General features: G+C 68.8%; 21 protein-coding genes and 1 tRNA gene. 6 read left to right on the top strand and 16 right to left on the bottom strand.

From position 1 onward, the window contains the following. Nucleotides 1-16: 16 nt before the first annotated feature. Genes ACQHI0_RS09440 through ACQHI0_RS09425 form a run of 4 tightly spaced genes read left to right on the top strand, consistent with a single transcriptional unit; the run spans nt 17 to nt 5,854 of the window. Nucleotides 17-1,447 (top strand): ABC transporter substrate-binding protein, encoded by a 1,431-nt coding sequence (locus tag ACQHI0_RS09440; protein ID WP_427907550.1) that lies wholly within the window; start codon nt 17-19, stop codon nt 1,445-1,447. After that, on the top strand, nt 1,444-2,379 hold the full coding sequence (locus ACQHI0_RS09435; protein WP_427907549.1) for an ABC transporter permease: 936 nt from the start codon (nt 1,444-1,446) through the stop codon (nt 2,377-2,379). The genes ACQHI0_RS09440 and ACQHI0_RS09435 overlap by 4 nt, the downstream gene beginning before the upstream one ends. Further along, on the top strand, nt 2,376-3,119 hold the full coding sequence (locus tag ACQHI0_RS09430; RefSeq protein ID WP_427907548.1) for an ABC transporter ATP-binding protein: 744 nt from the start codon (nt 2,376-2,378) through the stop codon (nt 3,117-3,119). The genes ACQHI0_RS09435 and ACQHI0_RS09430 overlap by 4 nt, the downstream gene beginning before the upstream one ends. Next, on the top strand, nt 3,116-5,854 hold the full coding sequence (locus tag ACQHI0_RS09425) for a fumarate reductase/succinate dehydrogenase flavoprotein subunit (protein ID WP_427907547.1): 2,739 nt from the start codon (nt 3,116-3,118) through the stop codon (nt 5,852-5,854). Before ACQHI0_RS09430 ends, ACQHI0_RS09425 begins: the two co-directional genes overlap by 4 nt. 61 nt (nt 5,855-5,915) lie before the next feature. On the opposite strand, the gene ACQHI0_RS09420 is transcribed toward ACQHI0_RS09425, so the two are convergent. The 6 genes from ACQHI0_RS09420 to ACQHI0_RS09395 form a co-directional block, all read right to left on the bottom strand. Then, the gene (locus ACQHI0_RS09420) at nt 5,916-6,281 is read right to left on the bottom strand and encodes a hypothetical protein (protein ID WP_427907546.1); all 366 of its coding nucleotides are present in this window, start codon (nt 6,279-6,281) and stop codon (nt 5,916-5,918) included. Nucleotides 6,282-6,378: 97 nt separating this feature from the next. Further along, entirely contained in the window at nt 6,379-6,735 is a 357-nt protein-coding gene (locus ACQHI0_RS09415; RefSeq protein WP_427907545.1) for a hypothetical protein, read from the bottom strand. Nucleotides 6,736-6,943: 208 nt separating this feature from the next. Then, a tRNA-Gln gene (locus ACQHI0_RS09410) sits at nt 6,944-7,016 on the bottom strand. Nucleotides 7,017-7,200: 184 nt separating this feature from the next. Beyond that, on the bottom strand, nt 7,201-8,397 hold the full coding sequence (locus ACQHI0_RS09405; RefSeq protein WP_427907544.1) for a GNAT family N-acetyltransferase: 1,197 nt from the start codon (nt 8,395-8,397) through the stop codon (nt 7,201-7,203). 32 nt (nt 8,398-8,429) lie between these two features. Then, a complete protein-coding gene (locus tag ACQHI0_RS09400; RefSeq protein ID WP_427907543.1) occupies nt 8,430-9,014 on the bottom strand; it encodes an NAD-dependent epimerase/dehydratase family protein in 585 nt (194 codons plus the stop codon). Between the two features lie 27 nt (nt 9,015-9,041). Further along, nucleotides 9,042-9,332, bottom strand: coding sequence for a hypothetical protein (locus ACQHI0_RS09395; RefSeq protein ID WP_174555379.1), 291 nt, complete (start codon nt 9,330-9,332; stop codon nt 9,042-9,044). Nucleotides 9,333-9,612: 280 nt separating this feature from the next. Here ACQHI0_RS09395 and ACQHI0_RS09390 point away from each other — a divergent pair, with 280 nt between their 5' ends. Further along, on the top strand, nt 9,613-9,759 hold the full coding sequence (locus tag ACQHI0_RS09390) for a hypothetical protein (RefSeq protein ID WP_379219465.1): 147 nt from the start codon (nt 9,613-9,615) through the stop codon (nt 9,757-9,759). A 73-nt stretch (nt 9,760-9,832) separates the two neighbouring features. Here the strand turns inward: ACQHI0_RS09390 and ACQHI0_RS09385 are convergent, their stop codons facing one another. Next, nucleotides 9,833-10,477: a response regulator gene (locus ACQHI0_RS09385; protein WP_427907542.1), complete on the bottom strand. Its 645-nt coding sequence runs from the start codon at nt 10,475-10,477 to the stop codon at nt 9,833-9,835. Further along, nucleotides 10,474-11,646 (bottom strand): sensor histidine kinase, encoded by a 1,173-nt coding sequence (locus tag ACQHI0_RS09380; RefSeq protein WP_427907541.1) that lies wholly within the window; start codon nt 11,644-11,646, stop codon nt 10,474-10,476. Before ACQHI0_RS09380 ends, ACQHI0_RS09385 begins: the two co-directional genes overlap by 4 nt. A gap of 84 nt (nt 11,647-11,730) precedes the next feature. Here ACQHI0_RS09380 and ACQHI0_RS09375 point away from each other — a divergent pair, with 84 nt between their 5' ends. Continuing rightward, nucleotides 11,731-12,279 carry a hypothetical protein gene (locus ACQHI0_RS09375; protein ID WP_427907540.1) on the top strand — a complete coding sequence of 183 codons (549 nt, stop codon included), beginning with the start codon at nt 11,731-11,733 and terminating at the stop codon, nt 12,277-12,279. A gap of 207 nt (nt 12,280-12,486) precedes the next feature. On the opposite strand, the gene ACQHI0_RS09370 is transcribed toward ACQHI0_RS09375, so the two are convergent. The 8 genes from ACQHI0_RS09370 to ACQHI0_RS09335 are packed head-to-tail and all read right to left on the bottom strand — an operon-like array spanning nt 12,487 to nt 20,045. Next, on the bottom strand, nt 12,487-13,431 hold the full coding sequence (locus ACQHI0_RS09370; RefSeq protein WP_427907539.1) for an ABC transporter substrate-binding protein: 945 nt from the start codon (nt 13,429-13,431) through the stop codon (nt 12,487-12,489). Continuing rightward, the gene (locus tag ACQHI0_RS09365) at nt 13,428-14,147 is read right to left on the bottom strand and encodes a class II aldolase/adducin family protein (RefSeq protein ID WP_427907538.1); all 720 of its coding nucleotides are present in this window, start codon (nt 14,145-14,147) and stop codon (nt 13,428-13,430) included. The genes ACQHI0_RS09370 and ACQHI0_RS09365 overlap by 4 nt, the downstream gene beginning before the upstream one ends. A 15-nt stretch (nt 14,148-14,162) precedes the next feature. Beyond that, entirely contained in the window at nt 14,163-15,332 is a 1,170-nt protein-coding gene (locus ACQHI0_RS09360) for an LLM class flavin-dependent oxidoreductase (protein WP_427907537.1), read from the bottom strand. Next, entirely contained in the window at nt 15,329-16,420 is a 1,092-nt protein-coding gene (locus ACQHI0_RS09355; protein WP_427907536.1) for an LLM class flavin-dependent oxidoreductase, read from the bottom strand. Before ACQHI0_RS09355 ends, ACQHI0_RS09360 begins: the two co-directional genes overlap by 4 nt. Continuing rightward, nucleotides 16,417-17,442, bottom strand: coding sequence for an ABC transporter substrate-binding protein (locus tag ACQHI0_RS09350; RefSeq protein WP_427907535.1), 1,026 nt, complete (start codon nt 17,440-17,442; stop codon nt 16,417-16,419). The genes ACQHI0_RS09355 and ACQHI0_RS09350 overlap by 4 nt, the downstream gene beginning before the upstream one ends. Beyond that, nucleotides 17,439-18,194 carry an ABC transporter ATP-binding protein gene (locus ACQHI0_RS09345; RefSeq protein ID WP_427907534.1) on the bottom strand — a complete coding sequence of 252 codons (756 nt, stop codon included), beginning with the start codon at nt 18,192-18,194 and terminating at the stop codon, nt 17,439-17,441. Before ACQHI0_RS09345 ends, ACQHI0_RS09350 begins: the two co-directional genes overlap by 4 nt. Then, nucleotides 18,191-19,006, bottom strand: a complete 816-nt coding sequence (locus ACQHI0_RS09340; protein ID WP_427907533.1) for an ABC transporter permease — start codon at nt 19,004-19,006, stop codon at nt 18,191-18,193. The genes ACQHI0_RS09345 and ACQHI0_RS09340 overlap by 4 nt, the downstream gene beginning before the upstream one ends. A 1-nt stretch (nt 19,007) precedes the next feature. Then, entirely contained in the window at nt 19,008-20,045 is a 1,038-nt protein-coding gene (locus tag ACQHI0_RS09335) for an NrtA/SsuA/CpmA family ABC transporter substrate-binding protein (RefSeq protein WP_427907532.1), read from the bottom strand. Nucleotides 20,046-20,094: the final 49 nt, after the last annotated feature.

Below are 20,094 nucleotides of genomic sequence, written 5' to 3'. Positions count from 1 at the left end.
ACACGGGAACCCACGCATGAAGATCACTCGATTCGCCCCTGTCGCACTGGCTCTCGCGCTCACCGCGACGGGCTGCTCGCTCGAGAATTCCGACGCCGCGCCGTCGGGCACGGTCAAGCTCGTCATCGGCTATCAGTCCAAGACCATCAATACCGTCACCGCGGGCACGCTGCTGAAAGCGCAGGGATACCTGGAACAGCGGTTGCAGAAGATCACCGACGGTGGTGGCGCGAAATATCAGGTGGAATGGCAGGACTACGACACCGGCGCGCCGATCACCGCCCAGATGGTGGCCGAGAAGATCGATATCGGCTCGATGGGCGACTATCCGTTGCTGATCAACGGTTCTCGCACGCAGGCCAGCGAACGCGCACGCACCGAGCTGGTGTCGATCACCGGCTACAACCCCAAGGGCGCGCTGAACATGGTTGTGGTGCCCAATGATTCACCGGCCCGCTCGCTCACCGACCTCGCCGGGCAGAAGATCTCGGCCAGCGTGGGCTCAGCGGGGCACGGCACACTGGTACAGGCGCTGTCGCGGGCCGGCATCGATCCGGCCAAGGGTGTAGAGGTGCTCAACCAGCAGCCGCAGATCGGGGCGACGGCGCTGGAATCACATCAGGTGAGCGCGCTTTCGCAGTTCGTGGCGTGGCCCGGGCTGCTGGTGCAGCAGAACAAGGCCAAGCTGCTCTACGACGGCGCGGAGCTCGGTGTGCCGACTTTCCACGGGGTGGTCGCTCGCCGTGCCTACGCGGCTGATCATCCCGAGGTGTTGCAGGCGTTCCTGGCGGCGCAGTTGGATGCGACCACGTTCCTCAACGAGCGGCCCTTCGAGGCAGCGGATCTCGTCGCGAAGGGGTCCGGCCTGCCGCAGGAGGTCGTGTATCTCTACAACGGTCCGGGCGGCACCAGTTTCGACACCACGCTCAAGGCGAACCTGATCGCGGCGTTCCGCGATGATGTGAATTATCTGAAGTCGATCGGAGACTTCGCCGATCTCGACATCGACGCGTTCGTCCAGGACGGGCCGTTGCGCACCGCCTTCGCGGAGACCGGTCGTGGAGATTACGACGCCGCGCTGGCATCTGGGGTCAACCCGAGCAAGGTGACCGGTACCGATCCGATCTGCGCTGTGCCCGTCAGTGATTCGGCACTGGCCGGTGAAATCTGGGTCGAGGGCGCCGACAAGCCCCAGCCGGCCGCGAACCCCGGGTGCTTGTTGCGGGCGGTGCAGGCGGCGAAGGCGCAGGGCAAGACGATTCGCGCGGTGTATGTCCCCGATGCCGAGCTGGGGACTCGCTGGTTCGCCGACAAGGCCCTCTGGTTGCGCGAGGGCGCGCGGTATCTACCGTTCACCACCCAGGCCGCGGCCGATCGCTACCGCGCCACCCATCCCGGCGCCGCACCGATCTCCTACGAGCAGGCCGTCACGGAAGTCCGCGGATGAGCACAGTTTCCGGACCGGCCGCTCCGGCGGACACCGATCCCCATGCGCCCGAATTACACACTGCCACTTCCGATTCGACAAACAGTGTGAACAGCACAGTCCACCTCAGTTCGCATCCCGATACTTCCGCGCTCCACGTAGGCGACAGTGACTCCCGATCGGTCTGGGTGTCGCGAACGATCCGCGTCGCCTCGGTCGCGGCGGCGATCGGCCTGTGGCAGTTGCTCACCGCGGGCGATGTCCGCGCGGGCCTCCGGTTCGACACCCTGCCGACCGTGACCGAGATCGTCGCCGAGTTCGGTGAACATCTCGGGACCGGGCAGTACTACCTCGACGTGGCGCAATCGCTCATCCGGATCGTCACCGGATTCGGACTGGCCGCGGTCGTCGGTGTGCTGGCAGGCATCGGCCTCGGCCGGTCGCGGCTGCTGGCCGAGGTGTTCGGGTCGCTGGCCGAGCTGATCCGGCCGATTCCGGCGATCGCGCTGGTCCCGGTCGCGATCCTGCTGTTCCCCAGCGACGAATCCGGGATCGTGTTCATCACCTTCACCGCGTCGCTGTTCCCGGTGCTGGTGAGCACCCGGCATGCGACGCGGGCGCTGCCGACCATCTGGGAGGACGCGATCCGCACGCTGGGCGCGTCGCGGCGGGAAGTTCTGACGAGGGTTGTCGTGCCCGGCATCCTGCCCGGTGTGTTCAGTGGGCTGTCGGTCGGGATGGGTGTGGCCTGGATCTGCCTGATCTCGGCGGAGATGATCTCCGGGCGACTCGGCATCGGCTACCGCACCTGGCAGTCCTACACCATCGTCGACTACCCGGCCGTGTTCGTCGGGATGATCACCATCGGTGTGCTCGGTTTCCTCACCTCCGGAATCGTCGAACTGGCAGGCCGCCGGGTGACCCGCTGGCTGCCGCGAGAGGTTGCCTCATGACCACGACCACCGCCGCGCCCGCCGTCTCGGTCGGCATGCGCTTGGACCTCGAGTCCGTGCGGATCAGCTTCGGCCGCAAAACCGTGGTGCACGACCTGGATCTGACGGTCGCGGCCGGGGAGATCCTGGTCCTGGTCGGAAAATCCGGCTGCGGGAAGTCGACCCTGTTGCGCGCGATCGCCGGCCTGTGCAAGCCCGCCGCCGGGGTGATCCGCGCCGATGAGGACACCGTCACCGGTCCGTCGGCCGATCGCGCGCTGGTGTTCCAGGACGACGCGCTGCTGCCGTGGCGCACCGCTCGCGCCAATATCGATCTGGCGCTGCGCCTTCGGGGAGTCGCGCGCAGCGACCGTGCGGCGCGTTCGCAACGCTGGCTCGACGAGGTCGGGCTCAGCGGCTACGCCGACTATCTGCCGCGCGATCTGTCGGGCGGGATGCGTCAACGAGTTCAGCTCGCGCGCAGCCTGGCGGGTTCGCCGCGCGCGGTGCTCATGGACGAGCCGTTCGGCGCGCTCGACAGCCAGACCCGTGCCGAGATGCAGCGCTTGCTCGTCGACACCTGGCGGGGGCACCCGACCACGATCGTTTTCGTCACCCACGACCTCGACGAAGCCCTGCTGCTCGGCGACCGGATCGCCGTACTCGGCGCGGGTTCGCTGCGCGCGGTCGTCGAGGTGCCCGACCCGCGCGAACCGGTGGACCGGAGCGCCCTGCGGGCCCGAATCCTGGAGACTCTGTGAACATTCCCGAACTGTCCGACCGCGTTCGCCTCGACTGCGATGTGCTCGTCATCGGTGGCGGCACCGCGGGCACCATGGCCGCGCTCACCGCCGCCGAAGCCGGCGCGAACGTGCTACTGCTCGAGAAGGCGCACGTGCGCCATTCCGGTGCGCTCGCCATGGGGATGGACGGTGTGAACAACGCCGTCATCCCGGGCAAGGCCGAGCCGGAGGACTACGTCGCCGAGATCACCCGCGCCAACGACGGCATCGTCGACCAGCGCACCGTGTATCAAACGGCGACACGGGGTTTCGCGATGGTGCAGCGCCTCGAGCGGTACGGGGTGAAGTTCGAGAAGGACGAATACGGCGAGTACGCGGTGCGCCGGGTGCACCGGTCCGGTTCGTATGTGCTGCCGATGCCCGAGGGCAAGGACGTGAAGAAGGCGCTGTATCGCGTACTGCGGCAACGGAAGATGCGCGAGCGGATCCGCATCGAGAACCGGCTGATGCCGGTGCGGGTGCTCACCGCCGGCGGCCGCGCGGTGGGGGCGGCCGCGTTGAATACACGCACCGGTGAATTCGTCGAGGTGGCCGCGAAAGCGGTGATCCTGGCGACGGGACCCTGTGGTCGGCTCGGTCTGCCCGCGTCGGGGTATCTGTACGGCACCTACGAGAACCCCACCAACGCCGGTGACGGCTACTCGATGGCCTACCACGCCGGCGCGGAACTCTCCGGGATCGAGTGCTTCCAGATCAACCCGCTCATCAAGGACTACAACGGCCCCGCCTGCGCGTATGTGGCCAACCCGTTCGGTGGCTATCAGGTCAACGCCGAGGGTGAGCGTTTCGTCGATTCCGACTATTGGTCGGGCCAGATGATGGCCGAGGTGAAGCAGGAGATCGAATCCGCGCGTGGGCCCATCTATCTCAAGGTCTCACACCTGCCGGATGAGACGCTGTCGACGCTCGAATCGATTCTGCACACCACCGAGAGGCCGACGCGCGGAACCTTCCACGCCAATCGAGGCCACGACTACCGCACCCACGATATCGAGATGCACATCTCCGAGATCGGTTTGTGCGGTGGACATTCCGCCTCGGGAGTATGGGTGGACGAGCACGCGCGAACCACCCTGCCCGGCCTGTACGCGGCGGGCGACCTGGCGTGCGTGCCACACAACTACATGATCGGTGCCTTCGTGTACGGCGACCTGGCCGGTGCGCACGCGGCCTCGACCCTGACCGAGCTCGATCCGCCCGCCGAACTTCCCGAGGATCAGCTCGCCGAAGCACACGAGCTGATCTATCGGCCCTTGCGTCAGCCAGCGGGCCCGCCCCAACCGCAGGTCGAATACAAGCTGCGCCGGTTCGTGAACGATTATGTGGCGCCGCCGAAAACGGCCGCCAAGCTGTCGATCGCTGTCGAGACCTTCGAGCGGATGCGCGCCGAAGTCGACGGAATCGGCGCGCGGACACCCCACGAACTCATGCGTGCCGTGGAAGTGCAGTTCATTCGGGACTGCGCCGAAATGGCCTCGCGCAGTTCGCTGACCCGCACCGAGTCGCGGTGGGGGCTCTATCACGACCGTGCCGATCTGCCCGAGCGTGATGACGAGTCGTGGAATTTCCACCTGAACCTGCGCAAGACCGTCGACGGGGCGATGGAATTCGTCAAGCGTTCGGTAGCGCCCTACCTGGTTCCGGTTCCCGGTCTCGACGATGTGCCCTCGGCCGAGCCGATCGTCGAGGTGATCGCGCAGCCCGATCTGGTGGGGACACGAGCACCGCAGCGAGAGGCGCCCACGCGCGTCGAAGTCGCGCCGGTGTCACCGTCCTCACCTCGCCTGGTCACCCTGCTCGCCCTGGATTCACCTGCGGTCGAGGATCTTTCGAGCTATTTCTCCGATTTCGACCCGGTGGTGCGGGTCGCGGCGCTGTCGGTGCTCACCGAGCACACCCCCGACGGGTTCGCCGATGAGCTGGTGCGGGCGCTGGGTGATGAGGCTGCCTCGGTGCGCCGAGCAGCCACCGAGAGTCTGCGGGAACTCGTGGAAGTACTGGCGGGGCCAGGCGCTCTGGCCGAGCATCTCGGCTCCCCCGATCCCCTGGTTCGCGCGACCGTCATCGACCTGCTGCGCGCGCTGCGGGCGGGGTCGGCACTCGATTACCGTGCGGCACTGGGTGATACCGATCATCGAGTCAGGATCGAGGCGGTGCGCGCTCTGGTCTCGCTCGACGACGCCGATGCGGTGTCCTCGATCGCGAGCGATGTCAACCGCGAGGTGCGCATCGCGGTCGCGCACGGACTCGCCTCGATCGGGCACGGCGGCGTCGAGGTGATCCGTGTGCTCACGAACGACCCCGATCCGCTGGTCCGCGCTGCCGCACTCACCGCGTACGCGGCACTCGGCACGGCCGATGAGGATGTCGCCGAACTCGGTGCGGCACTGCGGCATTCCGCCTGGCAGGTCCGTGTCGGAGCTGCGCGCGGACTGGCAGGTTCGACCCCGGAGGCCGGCGTGGCGCCGTTGGGCGAGGCACTCGCCGACCGTCACCTCGACGTTCGCAAGGCCGCGGTACTGGCCCTGTCCACCTGGCCGAACAGCGCGGCCGCCCTCGACGCGCTGGAGTCGGCGGTCACCGATCCCGACGCCGACGTCCGCGCCTACGCGCGCCGCGCGGTGACTGCCGCGGGTCGCGCGCCGTCCGACGCTGCGCGCACCGATGCCACCCTGACGGAGGCCGGCGCGTGACCGGCGACTCGTCCGGGCGTCACCACCCGCCGGGGTCCGGTTCGCTCAGGATTATCACAGCTCACCGTCGGTAGGCTGGCCCGATGAGCGCACTTCCTGCCCCGCTGGTGACGGTCACCGACGACCTGGACGCGGTGACGACGATCGGCCACGAGGACGATCCGGCCGACGTCGGGTCCTCGCGTGCCGATGTCGAGGCGATCTGGGGCTCGGTGCGCGCGTGGTACGCGATGGGCACGACGCCCGCCATCCAGGTGTGTCTGCGGCGCAACGGCGGGATCGTCCTGAACCGGACGATCGGGCATGGATGGGGCAACGCACCGAGCGACGGACCGGACGCCGAGAAGATCCTGGCGACCCCGCAGACGCCGTTCTGCGGGTTCTCCACCGCGAAGGGCGTCGCCGCCACCGTGATGTTCATGCTCATCGAGCAGGGCGCCTTCGGACTGGACGACCGAGTGTCGGACCATATTCCCGAGTTCGCGGCCAACCGCAAGGGCGGCATCACCGTCGGCGACGTGCTGTCACATTCGGCGGGCATCCCGTTCATCACCGCACCGCACAGCGGAACCGCGGCCGTCCTCGACGAGGACCTGGCCGTGGCCGCTCTCACAGATCTGGTGCCGAGCTGGGCGCCCGGCCGCTTTCGCGTCTACCACGCGTTGACCAGCGGATTGATCCAGCGCCTGCTCGTGCAACGCGCGACCGGCAAGCGGATGCGTGAGCACCTGGCCGAGCAGGTGCTCACACCACTGGGCTTCCGCTGGAACAACTTCGGCGTCGATCCCGCCGACGTGGACCAGGTCGTGCCGAGCGTGAAGACCGGACCACCGCAGCCGCGCCTGGCCCGCTTCCTGGCGAACAAGGCCCTCGGCGGCCACCTGGACAAGGCGTCGAAGTCGACCAACGACGCGTTCCTCGCCGCCGAACTCCCCTCCGGCAACCTGGTCACCACCGCCTTCGAACTCTCCCGCTTCTACGAAATCCTCGCGCGCGGTGGCGAATTGGACGGCACGAGAATCATCGAGCCCGACACCCTGCGCACCGCGATCGCGCCCGCCGATCGCATGCCCGGCCTGGCCGGTCGGGTCAGCCGCGCCGGATTCGAACTGGGCGCCCGCCGATCCAAATTCGGCCGCGACACCGGATCGCACTTCGGCCGCAGCGGCCTCACCACCCAGTACGGCTGGGCCGACCCCGACCGAGGCCTGTCGGGCGCCATCCTGACCAACGGCAAGGCGACCACCGACCTCGATCGACCGTGGCGGTTGGTCGCCCAGATTTCCGGCAGTGTGCGCCCGCTGGCCCCGGTCGATCGGCTCTTCCGTCCCTGACGGTGCCTTCGCTCAGAAGAAGGTCCCGCTGAAAGGCAGCTCGGGGGTGACGAACAGGTTGTCGGCGGCATCGACGCCACCCGCACGATGCTCGACGACGCGTCCGGCCAGGGCGAGCTGGCGCCAGGTCGACCCGCCGAGGTAGACCGCACCGAGGGTGGCGACGTCAACGGTGACATCGGCGGGGTCGTCGACCCGGGTCACCTGATCCGCGCAGATCCGGTAGCGGCCGCTGTTGGCGGTGCGAATCGGATCGGCTACCTCGACGATCACCGGCGGCGCGTCCCGATAGGTGCGGCGGGCCAGTGCGGTGGGGACATCGACGAGCCGCAGCCAGGTTTCGTCGTGCACCGACGCGACGGCGACCGCGCGTTCGTCGGTGAACAGGTGCCGCAACGGCGCGTCCACCGGCGCGAACGCGAAGGTCACCTTGTCGACGAGATCGACCGAGAGCAGATGCCGGATCAGCCCGAGGTAGGCCTGCGGGGTGGTGGCGACGAGGTCGTCGACGACGATCGTGCGGTCGCGGCTGCTGAACCAGTTCGCGGTGTCGACCGGGTGATAGCGCGCGAAGCCGTCCTCGGCGCCGGTGGGGCCGTGCGTCACCGTGTACACCGGTTCGGCCGCGGTGCGTTCCTTGCCCTTCCACCAGTATTCGGGACGGTCGATCGCACCGGTCCAGGAGATCTCGGCGGTCGCGTAGATCTGGGAGAACAGCTTCCACGCGTCGGCCGGTTCGACGAACCGCACCGGGCCGGACGGCGGCACCGTGTCACGCAGGCGCGCTCGACCGCGCAGAAGATCCAGGCGCGCGAAAGCGCTCGCCACGCCGTAGCCGAAACGCTCGTAGATCGAGCCCTCGGACGCGCGCAGAGTTGCCATCACTTCACCCCGCTCGGCGATGTCGTCGAGCTGTCGGCGCAGCAGGGCGGTGAGCACTCCGCGCCGGGTATGGGTCGGCAGCACGCCGACATGTGTGACAGCGGCGTGTGGCAGGCGCGCACCACCGGGGACGACCAGCCAGCTGGTGTAGGAATCGGCGGTACCGACCAGGCGCCCGTCGATCCGCGCACCGAGCGTGCGGCCCGGTTCGGACAGGTGATCGCTCTGTGGCGGCAACGGCGGCAATCCCACCATCGCCGCCCGGAACAGCGCGCTCGCCGCGGACAGGTCGTCGTCGCCGCGCAGGGTTTCTACGTCAACAGCCATCCCCTCACTGTTCCCTATCCGGTGCGCGGCCACTACTCGATATCGGTGACCGCCACGACGCCGGTCGGCGCTTCGAGCAGGTCGATCGTCCGCGCGGCGGCGGTGTCGACGTGGATGCGGGGATGCGCCGGTGGGGTCGACTCGTAGTACGTTCCCGGACCGTAGAACTGGCCGTAACGCAGGACGACGCCGCCCGCGTCGAGGACGGCGGATTCGTGTGTCGCGATCGCGTCGCCGCGGCCCGCGGGCGGGGACCACGCGATGCTCTGGGCGAGAAAGCGTTTCGCCCCGGCGGCCGCGGCGGCGGCGAGCAGGTTGGCGGTGCCCTCGGTGCGGATACGGGAGTTCGCCGCGCCGGAGGTGGCCAGTCGCGCCATGTCGTCGGGGAGGTCGGTGAGCTGGTGCATGACCAGGTCAGGCGCGAAGTCGCGCACCGCGGTGGTGAGCCCGTCGGCGTCGTAGACGTCGTGGATCATCGCGATGGCTCCGGTCGCACGGACCGCCGCGACTTTGCCCGGGGAACGGGTCAGGCCGACCACCTCGTGACCGGCGCCGACCAGCAGTGGCAGCAACCGTGATCCGATGACGCCCGTGGCGCCCGCGAGAAAGATACGCACGCCCCCGACAGTAGCCGGGGGCGATGTTCAGGCCCCGATGACCGCGTTCATGATCGTGCCCGCGCTGGTGGCGACCGCGCCGCCCGCCATCGCGCTGGCGATCATCTTCGGCGATTGCAGGCCGCCGCCGTTCCACTTCTCCCAGGCGAAGCGGCCGCCGCCGTAGGTGATGGCGGTGACGCCGGACAGCAGGATCATCCAGGTGAAATACCGGCCCAGCTGCATCACCTTGTCGGCCATCGGCGGTGCCTCCGGCGTGGGGTTGCCCACCTGGGCGACAACGATGCCGTACGTGTCGTGCACTGCGGCCAGGATCATGCTCACGATCGGTGCTCCTTCGTCGGTTGTTCATGGTGAAGCCGATGTCGAGAACTCGTGACGCGGTAGAACCCAGATATGTTGAACATTCAACCTCATGGGCGGTTCGGTGACGTGGGTGACACTCCGCGTAAACCATGACTGCCGTCACAGCCGCAGGTCCGTGCCCGCGTCGCGCCGTGCCCCTAGTATCGAACGTGCGGGGCTCGTTCAGATTCGGCGCGACGAGGCGCTGACCACCACCTTCATCGCACGACTACCGTACCGCGAGGAGGGCACCATGGCTTTCCTGATTCCCTTGTTCGTCGCGTTTCTTCTGGTAACCGCGGCAGTAGTAGTAGCTTCCTACGCCACGGTCTCGCTGACCTATTGGTTTGAATCACGCCGGATTCGTCCGGAACAGTCCGACCCGCAACCTGCACGCTGAGCCCTGTTCCGACCCGATGTCCCGATACCTCCACGAGGTACCGGGACATCGTCGGTTTCGCCCCCGACCGCGGTCAGGGCAGATCGAGACCGGACTGCGACGCGATGACGGCGGCCTGGACGCGCGACTGCACCCCGAGTTTGCTCAGCACCCGGGAGACGTGCGTTTTCACCGTGGCCTCGCCGATGTGCAGGCGCGTGCCGATCTGGACGTTGGACAGCCCGGCGCCGAGACCGGCCAGGACCTGCCGTTCGCGGTCGGTGAGCGCGGACAGATCGGGCGGGGGCGGGGTGTCTGCCACGGGGGGCAACGCGGCGATCACCGCGCGCGTCACCTTCGGGTCGAGGACCGCGTCCCCTTCGGCGACCGCCAGGACGGCGCTGACCAGGTCGTCACCGCCGACGGACTTGAGCAGGAATCCGCTCGCACCGGCAGAGAGGGCGCCGAGGACGTATTCGTCGATGGCGAAAGTGGTGAGTACCAGCACTTTCGCGGTGGTCTCCGCGACGACGGCGGCGGTGGCTTCCAGACCGTCGACGCGTGGCATCCGCACGTCCATCAACACCACATCGGGGTTCAGCGCCCTGGCCTGCCGGACCGCGGCGGCGCCGTCGGCGGCTTCCCCGATCACCCGCACCTCGCCGGTCGCTTCGAGCAGCATCTTCAGGCCTGCGCGGATGGTGGCATGGTCGTCGGCCACCAGCACGGTCACTGTCACTTGTCCCCCAGTGGAATTCGCGCGCACACCCGCCAGGTGCCGTCGTGCGGGCCCGCGGTGATCGTGCCGTCCACCGATTCCGCGCGAAACATCATGTTGCGCAACCCATTTCCCTGTCCTTCGGCGATGCCAGGTGGAATCGGATTCGTCGCGGTCACCACCAATCGTGTCGCATCGCGGCGCAACTCGATGTCGAGGGGTGCGCCGGGCGCGTGTTTGGTCGCGTTCGTCAGGGTCTCGCTCAGGATCCGGGTGACGACGGCCTCGACCGCGGTGGGCATTTCGAGGTCGGCGGGCCGGCGAAGTGTCACCGCACCGCCCGCTACCTCTGCGGCGTCTATCAGGCCGTCCAAGGAGGCCAGTCGCGTCGTCACGACGGTGTCGTCAGGTGCGGTCAGCAGGTCGATGGTCGTGCGCATCTCCTCGAGTGCGGCCAGGCTGCTCGAACGGATCGTCTGCAGGACCGCGATGTCGCCGGGCTTGCGCTGCGCCACTTCGGCGAGGATCGCGACGGCGGAGACATGGCCCGCCACCGCGTCGTGCAGGTCGCGGGCCAACCGCCTGCGCTCCTCGCCGAGTGCGGCGGATCGTTCGGCGTCGCGTGCGGACAGTTCGGCGCGAGCCGCGGCACGTTCGGCGTCGACGGTGCGGCGCGAGGCGCGCACCGCCCGGGCGTAGCCGAGCGGCGACCAGGTGAGCGCGACACCGATCAGCCCGGCGTAGAAGGCCGCTCTGACACCGAGCACGGTCAGCGCCAGCAGCGCACCGCCCAGGGTCACCGCCAGCGAGAACCAGCCGACCACCGCGCCCAGTCGGTCCGAGCCGGTGCTGACGGCCAGGAAGATCACATCGGTCAGCGCGATCCACAGCGGCAGCGACGGACCGAACACGAAGTCACCGGCGAGGAGCGCGACCATCAGGCCGAAGGCGAGCGCGGGTCGGCGCTGCGCGGTCAGCTGGATCGCGAACGCCGCGCACAACAGCGCGGCCTTCGCCGGTGGTGGATACAGGTCGCGGTCGACCACGACCGCCCAGCCGCCCGCTGCCCACAGCAACAATCCCACCAGGAACACCCCGACGGCGGCCGAGGTCGAACTGTCGAAGATGTCCGCGAGCCGGCTCAGGAGCGTGCGGGACGTGGGCATGCCCCATTTCAGCACATCACTCACCCTCGTCGGGTCCCCCGAACGGTGGACGAGCGACAAGCCCTCAGCGGGACGACGGTGAAGCGATGTACCCGGCACAGTGAGGGAATGAACGAACTGAGCAACCCTGTACTACTGACCATCGCCGCGTGCGAGGTCGGTTTCTGGGTGCTGGTGGTCGGCGGATTGCTGCTGCGCTATGTGATCCGGCTGCCGCGCGCGAGCACCGTGACGCTGGCGCTGGTGCCCGTACTGGACGTAGTGCTGGTGGCCGCGGTGGCGATCGACCTCCATCGCGGCGGCGAGGTGACTTTCGCCCATCGCGTCGCCGGGATCTATCTCGGCTGCACGGTGATGTTCGGTGGGCGGATGATCCGATGGGCCGACGAGCGCTTCGCCCACCGCTTCGCCGGTGGGCCGGTCCCGGTGAAGGTCCCGAAGTACGGGCCCGAACGCACCCGCAAGGAGTGGGCCGACTTCTCCCGCTGGCTCGGCGCGGCCGCCATCGCGGGCGGGCTGACCTTGGTGTTGAGCTATACGGTCGCTGACGCTACGCAACGTGAGCAGTTGATGGGGGTGTTCGGCAGTCTCGGAGTGATCACCGTGATCTGGCTGCTGACCGGACCTGTGTGGGTCACCGGTTCACGGCAAGGTTGAGCGACCACTGCTGGGCGCGACCTGCATCATCGCGGTGCTTCGAGTTCTTCGCCGACACCCGACGGCCGCCACGCCGAGATCGCCGGGCGCGGCGGTGACGGCCGGCGGTCGTCGCGGTGACGCCGCGCACCGCGCCCGGGCCGCACAGATTTCCAGCGATGCTCCGGGCGACCGATCCGATTGCCCGGAGCATCATTGGTCGAGGTCTCAGACCGTAGCAGCGGACTGTGCGCCGATCACCGCGCCGATCCAGGGCAACACGGCCGACCGCACGTCGATCGTGCGCGAGAGCAGCCCGTTCGCAGCGAGCAGATCAGCGGCGCGCTGCTGCTCGTCGAGGAACTCCTCGCTCACCGGGTGTATGCCGAAGGGACGCCCGCGCAGCGCCGCCTCCCAGGCATCCAGATCGGCGGGGATGCCGCGCGCCCGCGCGTCGTCGACGAAGTACTGTGCGGCCGCGCGCGGGTTCGCGGCGATCCAGGCGTCGGACTCCTGCAGCGCGGCCAGCACCGCTTCTACCGCGGCGCGATTGTCTTCGGCCAGGTCGCGGCTGGTGAACCACAGTGAGGGGTGGCTGAACACCGAGGCGGTGTCGACCAGCGTGGTGAGCTCGATGGCCGCCTCGACTTCCTGAAGACCGGGGTAGGTGCCGACCCAGGCGTCGAGTTCACCGGCCAGCAGCGCACTACCGCCCCCGCGCACGTCGACATCGACCGGCTCGACATCCGCCCAGGTGAGGCCCACTCGGTCGAGTGCGAACAGCAGCAACGTCGTCTGCCACGAGCCGTGCGCGATGCCGACCCGCTTGCCCTTCAGGTCCGCGGCGGAGGTGATGCCGCTCGCCGCGGTCGCGACCAGCCTGCCGTTCTCCACGCGCGGGCCCGAGATGCCCAGGTAGACGATGTCGCGCTGGTTGGCGAGTGCGGTGAGCGGCGGGGTGAAGCCGGTGCCGATGATGTCGTAGCCACCCTCGGTGAACAACCAGTCCGAATGTTCGCCCGGCAGACCGGTTTTGGGGTCCACGCGGTCGGGTTGCGGTAGGGCGCGCAGGTCGATCCACTCGACCTCGGGCAGCAGTCGCTCCAAGATCCCACGATGACGCAGGACGAACAGCGAGTTGTTGTGCGGGAAGTAGCCCACCCGGATGCTCATCGCGCGTCTCCGATCAGGCCGAGACGACGGGCCTCGTCGGCCAGGCCGCTGCGCTGCCACTGCACCGCGAGGTTCGACGGATCGAATTCGACGGAGCCGCCGAGGGTTTCGGCGATCGCCTGGTACTGCGCGCCCTCCTCGAGCAGCACGACGAACTTCGCCAGCTCCAGCAGGCCGGCGCGGCCGATCACATTGGCGCCACCGTTGGCCTCGAAGATCGCGACCAGGTGCGGGTCGACCTCGAGGCGACCGAGGATGAAATCGCCCGCGCCGATCGTACGGTCGATGTGCGGCGGGATCTCCCGGGACAGGGTGAGTCGCTGCGAGGCGGCGTACCGGATCGGCAGGGTGCGGTGGGTCTGAGCCCAGCCGCCCAGCCACGGGGTGTGGATGTGGACGACGGAGGTGATCTCCGGATGCGCGCGGAACACCTTCGCGTAGCCGGTGACGAATCCGGCGGATCCTTTGCCGGACAGCACTTCTCCGTCGAAGGTGGCGACGACGGGTTCGACGGTACGGTCGGTGGCCCACGGGCCCGGCTCGTTCAGGGCGACGGCGATCTCCGCTCCTGGCACCCGTTCGACGAAGTTGACGGTCCCGTTCCCGGTGACGGTTCCGGTCTCCCGGAACACCCGGAACGCGGTGTCGGCGTCGCGGGTGGCCGCGTCGACGAAAGCTGTGACAGCCTCGGGCAGACGGGTTTCGGTGGTGGTCATCGAATGACTCCTGCGTTATCGGACCGTCGCGAGGACGGTGTCGGTGGACGGGGTGGTGAGCCGGGAACGGCCCAGCAGTGGGAGTACTTCCTCGCCGACCCGGTAGGCCTCCTCCAGGTGCGGGTTGCCCGCGAGGATGAAGGCGTCGACGCCGAGGTCGATCAGTTCGTCGAGCCGCTGCGCGACCTGCTCGTAGCTGCCGACCAGGCCGAAGGCCGGGCCGCCGCGGATCAGGCTGAATCCGCACCAGACGTTGGGCTGGACTTCCAGATCGCGGTAGCCGGTGATGGTTTCGGGCACCCAGCCCGTGATGCGGGCGGCCCCGACCGAGTCGCCTTGGGCGGCGCGGTTGGCGGCGTCGCGGTCGACGAAGGCCCAGCCCTTCTCGATCTCGGCCCACGCGGCTTCCTCGGTGTGACGGGCGACGATGTCGATGCGAACCGCGAACTTCGGTGCGCGGCCGGTGGTTTCGGCGTTGCGGCGGACGCCGTCGAACTTGGCGCGCAGGTCAGCAAAAGGCTCGAGCCAGGACAGGTAGTAGTCGGCGTGGCGGCCCGCCGCGGCGACGGCGGCGCCCGAGGAGCCGGAGAAGTACACCTCGGGGAAGGGCTGTCCGGCCAGACCGGGTGGCAGGGCGGCGCCCCCGGTCCGGAAGAAGCGGCCGTCGTGGTCGAAGGGCTCGCCGTCCCACACACCGCGCAGCACGTCGAGGAACTCGCTCGTTCGCGCGTAGCGGTCGTCATGGGAAACCTTGTCACCCCACCACAATTGGGCCGATCCGCCACCACCGCTGATGATGTTGTACACCAGCCGCCCGCCGGTGGCGCGCTGCAGGCTCGCCGACATCCTGGCCGCCTGCACCGGGTGCAGGAAGCCGGGCTGGAAGGCGACCATGAAGCGGTAAGTGGTCGTCTCGGCAGCCAGTGCGGCGGCCACGGCCCACGGGTCGTCGGTCACCGGAAACGAGGGCAGCAACCCGCCGAGGAAGCCCGCCGACTCCGAGGCTTTGGCGACCGCCGCGACGTGGTCGAGATAGCTGTACTGGTCGAGTGCGCCGTCGCGGACGGCCGGTGCGATATTGCCCGGCCCGTAGCCGCCCGCGTTGCCCCGGTTGTAGCGGCGCGGGGTACGCAGGGAGGCGTGGTCGCCTTCCATGCCGATGCGCCAGTAGACGTCGATGGTCATGCGGTGAGCTCCTGCACGGTGCGGCCGACCGGGTCGGCGAGGAACAGCAGGTGTTCGCCTGCCCGGTGGATTTCCTCGATATTCGGATGTCCGGCCAGCACGAAGGTCCGCACACCGGCGGCCTCGTACGCCGAAAGCTGGTGCGCCACCTGCTCGTAACTGCCGACCAAGCCGACGCGCTGGTCGTGGCCGAACGCGTCGAAGCCCGCCCAGCGCCCGTCACCGAGCGCGTGTTCGGCGGCGGTATCGGGGCGGTCGAGCTCGTCCCACTGGCGGTGGACCCTGGCCCATGCTTCGTCCTCGGTCTCTCTGGCGATGATCGGCAGCTCGAGACCGACCCGCACCAGACGACCTGCTTCGGTCGCCCGCTCCCCCAATTCGCTGACGGCCCTGCCGATTCCGTCCGGTTCCTCGGCGAACAGGTGGACGTCACCGTGCGCGGCCGACAGCGCCAGCGCGGCCGGCGAAGTACCGCTCAGGTGGACGTCCGGGAACGGCAGCCCGGACAGGATGCCGCGGAATCCCCCGTCGATGACGTCGTAGTACCGGCCCGCGTAGTCGAAGCCGGTGCCCGCGAATCCCGCTGCGCCGATCTCGTTCTCGTTCCAGACACCGCGCGCGACGGTGAGGAATTCCGCGGCACGGTCGTAGCGCTCGTCGCCGGTGACGCGGTCGCCGCGCGAGCGGGCCTCGGTGTCGTCGGTATCGACGGCCAGCCGCCAGTTCAGTCGGCCCGCCGAGTGCCGCTGCAGTGTCGCCGACACCTTGGCCGCGTATACCGGGGTGCCGAAAGCGGGCTGGAATTCGACCGTGACCCGCGTGTAGCGGGTGGCGCGCAGGGCCGCGGCCGCCACGATCCAGGATTCCTCGCCGAGCGCGTCGTAGGGCGCGAGCACTCCGTCGAAACCGGTCAATTCGGCGGCGTCGACGATCTGAGCGAGATCGTCGAACGGACCGAATCGGCCGGGACGCACGTCGGTGGTCTCCAGTGGCGGTGTCTGCGGGCCGAAACCACCGCGACCGCGCAGGCCCGGGTCGGCGCGCCTGCCGTCTCCGCGGCTTGGCAGCCGCCACAGGAACTCGGTCATGCGGGCACCCCGTCGGCAGCGACGATCTCCTGCGCGCGAGCCAACGGCTCAGGGGCGACCCAGGATTCGAGATCGAAGTCGGCGGCCAGGAAGCCATGGGTGTAGAGGAACTGCTTCTGCACGCCGAGCAGTTCGACGCGGTCGGCGGTGAGCGAAGGATGCAGCCCGCAATGGAACTCGGCACCGTAGGCGGCGACGACACCGTCCGGCCCGGACAGTGTTTCGCGCTGGAGCACCGCGCGGACGCCGTCGAGATCACCGGCGGCCCAGTCGGCGGCGCGCAGGCTCTGCGCGAGGAAGCCGACGACGACGTCGGGCCGGGATTCCAGAAGATCGGCGTGCACCGTGATCGGTCGCGGGGTGCCGTTGTTGACCCGCAGGTGCCTGGTGGCCGAGGCATCGAGGTCGACCGCGACCCGCAGGCCGTTCTCCGCGGCTACCTCTTTGGCCCGCGCGCCCTTGACATAGATCGCGTCGACCGTGCCGTCGAGGAGTTCCTCGACGCCCCAGGTCGTCGAGCGGCGTGCGCTCTGGATCTCGGTGCGTACCTGCGGGTCCCGCTCGACGGCGAGTTCGACGACGCGCACGTCGGACAGGGTCGACCCGGCCGGGCGCAGGGCGTTGGCGAAGCCGTGCAGTGCCATCGCGCGCGGGAAGCTGCGGGCCTGGTCCTGCGCCCAGGCGGGGACGCCGATGCGCAGCCCGGCCAGCCCCGCCGCGTCGGTGACCGGCGAATCAGGGCCGACCAGGATCGCCTGGGACTCGTCGATCCAGGTGAGACCGATCAGACGAGTCGGCGAACCCTGCGCGCGAGCGGCCAGCGCGGGCACATTGCCGCCCTCCCGGATCAGGCCGGGCAGGTCGTGCGAGAAGTGGTGGCCGGCGAGTTCCGGGCCCGCGTCCTGCAAGACGCCGAACTCGAGGCCCGCATCAGCCGCGGTCTCGCCGAGCCAGCCGAGGCTGTGCGCGAGACCGCTGGCGGTCGGCACGGGGCAGCGGGTGTACCACAGGGTTTCGGTCATGGCAGGCTCCTTGGGTGTGGTCCGACGCCGAGCTGGGCGAGGAATCGCGTTCGGTAACCGAGGGTTTCGGGCGCCGCGTGCTCACGCGGGTGGGGTAGGTCGATGACCTCGTCGACGGCGAAACGGCCGCGGTCGAGGATGATCACCCGGTCGGCGAGCCGAATCGCCTCGTCGACGTCGTGGGTGACCATGAGAACGGCGGGCCGGTGCCGGGCGACGAGATCGCCGACCAGGTCCTGCATCCGGAGCCTGGTCAGGGCGTCCAGTGCCGCGAACGGTTCGTCGAGCAGCAGCAGTTCCGGTTCCCGCACCAGCGCCCTGGCGAGTGCGGCGCGCTGGGCTTCGCCACCGGACAGCGTGGCGGGCCACTGGCCCGCTTTGCCGTCGAGGTGGACTTCGTTCAGTGCGCGCAGACCGGCTTCGCGCTGCGCCTTGCCGCGCCGCAGGCCCGCGATCACGTTGGCCAGCACCCGCTTCGACGGGATCAGCCGGGGTTCCTGATAGACGGTCGTGCGCCGGGCGGGCACCAGTACCTCGCCGGCATCGGGTGTTTCGAGCCCGGTGAGCAGGCGCAACAGGGTGGTCTTGCCGGTGCCGCTCGGGCCGAGCAGCACCACGAATTCGCCGCGGTGGATGGTGAGATCGACTCCGTCGAGCACCGTCTTCTCGCCGAATGCCTTGCGCAGTCCGGTGATCGACACCGCGACCGGCTCTTTCGCTACCTCGACCGGCGCGACTGCTGTTGTCGTCATCGGATCGCCACCTGCTTGCGCCAAGGCATCGCGTAGCGTTCCGCGAGCCGTACGAGTGCGTCGAACACCAGACCGAGCAGCGCGTAGAGGACAACGCACAGCACCATGTAGTCGGTGCGGTTGTATTCCTGGGCGAGGGTCACCAGATAACCGACGCCCTCCTGGGTGCCGACTTGTTCGGCCGCGATGAGCGCGGTGATGCTGATCGACAGGCACACCCGCAACGCCATCAGGATGCCGGGCAGCGCGGCGGGCACGATCACCTCGACGACGAGCCTGGTCCCGGTGAGCCCGAAACTGCGTGCCGCCTCGACCATCTTGCGGTCGACATTGCGTACACCGAGGTAGGTGTAGGCATACATCGGCGCGGTCGTCGCCACCGCGATGAGCAGCACCTTGTACAGCTCATCGATCCCGAACCAGGCGATGAACAGCGGCACCAGCGCCAGGAACGGCACCGCGCGCACGATCTGCATGGTCGAGTCGACCAGTTCCTCACCCAGGCTGGACAGGCCCGACAGCAGGCCGAGCACCAGCCCGACGCCGACACCTATCGCCACTCCGGCGGCCGCGCGCCAGAACGAGGCAAGCGCGAAGTCGATCAGCTGGCCGCTGTCGAGCAGTTCGATGAAGGCCGACCAGACCGCGCCTGGCCCCGCGATGACCCGCGGGGAGATGGCGCCGCTCGCCGAGCCTGCCCACCAGGCCAGCACGATCCCCGCGGGCAGGACGGCACGCAGGCTCAGCGACAGCCACCGTGGCCGCTGCCGGTCGACGCGCGCCCTTGGCGCGGCCAATGCGAGAGTGGCCATGTCACTTGCCCTTCAGCGCGGCGAGCTGGTCCGGGGTGAGCTTGGACTTCAGGTCGTAGAAGATGTCGGCGGCGGTGATCCGGCGGGAGATGACGCCGTTGTCGGCGAAGGTGTTCACCACATCGGCCAGGTCGGTGGCATCGGATTCGACCGGGAGCCGGGGCACCGTCGCCTCGCCGCCGACGCGCACCGCGTCGGCGAGCCGGTCACCGGTCAGCGCGCGCGGGCCGGACTTCTCGAAAACGTTCTCGAAGTCGGCGGGTGTGGCCTGCTGTTTCGCGGTAAGTCCTTGCAGCACTTCGAGATACTTCGCCGCGATATCGGGGCGTTGATCGAGGATCTCGGTGCGGAAGACGACAACGGAGTTGTCCTTCGAGCCGATCTGCTTCTCGGTGGCGATCTCGACCGCCCCTGCCGCCTTGGCTTCCTGGTAGGGCACCAGGAACGACGCCCACGCGTCGACCTTGCCGGTGGCGAACGCCGAGGCCGCGTCCTTCTGCTGCAGGGGAACCCGGGTCACCTTGTCGGCCGGAATGCCCGCCTGCGCAAGAGCTTTGAGCGTGATGTACTCGCCCTTGGCGGCGGGGTTCACCGCGATGCGCTCGCCGACGAGACCGGCCACGTTCGTCACCCCCGACTCCTTGCTGACGACGATGCCGCTCTGGTCCTGACCGGCTGGGTCGGCCACGGCCACGATCTTCACGCCGACGTCTTTGGACAGCGCGCCGACGACGGGACTGAAGGCGGCGCCGGAGACATCGAGCTCGCCGGTGTTGAACAGCTTCAACGTGGAGCTGAAACCCGGTGTGGTGCTGACCCATTGGATCTTCGCGCCCAGCGGAGCGAGGGCCGCGTCGAAGCTGCCGTCACGTTTGCCGACCGCGAGCGGACCACTGTTGCCGGGATCGGTGACTTTGAGAACGAACGGCGTGTTGCCCCCTTGTTCGGGCGTCGAGCCGGAGCCACACGCCGCGACGAGGGCAACGACGGGGACGATCGCGAGGGCGATTCGCGTGAAGGCCGGCAGCCTGCGAGACATCGGGGCTCCTGTTCGGGTCTGGGGGTTGATGCCTTCGCAGCGTAGGAGC

Source organism: Nocardia sp. FBN12 (genome assembly GCF_050320175.1).
Taxonomy (GTDB): domain Bacteria; phylum Actinomycetota; class Actinomycetes; order Mycobacteriales; family Mycobacteriaceae; genus Nocardia.
The sequence above is the reverse complement of the archived record's forward strand: the minus strand, read 5'-3'. Positions and strand labels throughout refer to the sequence as shown.